Here is a 655-nt window from a genome sequence, read left to right as displayed (position 1 = left end):
CAGAAGCAGCAGCGGAAGCAATAGAGTAAGTTGCAGAATCCGTACCGATTTCATTGCCCGAAGCAATGCTTCCTTTATACCACTGATAGCTGTAAGTGCCCGAGCCGCCGGTAACATCTGCAGTAAATGTTGCAGGTTCACCGACAGCCACATTTGCATTGTTCACGGCAACCGAATGAGTACCGGAGCCGTAAACAGTCAAAGTACCGGAACCGTCAGCGTATGTGCCGCTGTCAATCACGCGAACGTGATAGGTATCGGCATCAGAAGCAGCAGCGGAAGCAATAGAGTAAGTTGCAGAATCCGTACCGATTTCATTGCCCGAAGCAATGCTTCCTTTATACCACTGATAGCTGTAAGTGCCCGAGCCGCCGGTAACATCTGCAGTAAACGTTGCAGGTTCACCGACAGCCACATTTTCGTTATTCACGGAAACCGAATGAGTACCGGAGCCGTAAACAGTCAAAGTACCGGAACCGTCAGCGTATGTGCCGCTGTCAATCACGCGAACGTGATAGGTATCGGCATCAGAAGCAGCAGCGGAAGCAATAGAGTAAGTTGCAGAATCCGTACCGATTTCATTGCCCGAAGCAATGCTTCCTTTATACCACTGATAGCTGTAAGTGCCCGAGCCGCCGGTAACATCTGCAGTAAA

The 655-nt window shown here is 50.2% G+C and carries 1 protein-coding gene; it reads right to left on the bottom strand.

All coding sequences use genetic code 11. The features are described 5' to 3' along the window. The coding region (locus MmiAt1_RS09295) for a hypothetical protein (protein WP_318786601.1) at positions 1 to 655 on the bottom strand (655 nt) is incomplete at both ends.

Source organism: Methanimicrococcus hacksteinii, assembly GCF_032714515.1.
Lineage (GTDB): Archaea > Halobacteriota > Methanosarcinia > Methanosarcinales > Methanosarcinaceae > Methanimicrococcus > Methanimicrococcus hacksteinii.
Note: the sequence above shows the minus strand (reverse complement) of the source record. Positions and strands in the feature narration are given on the sequence as shown.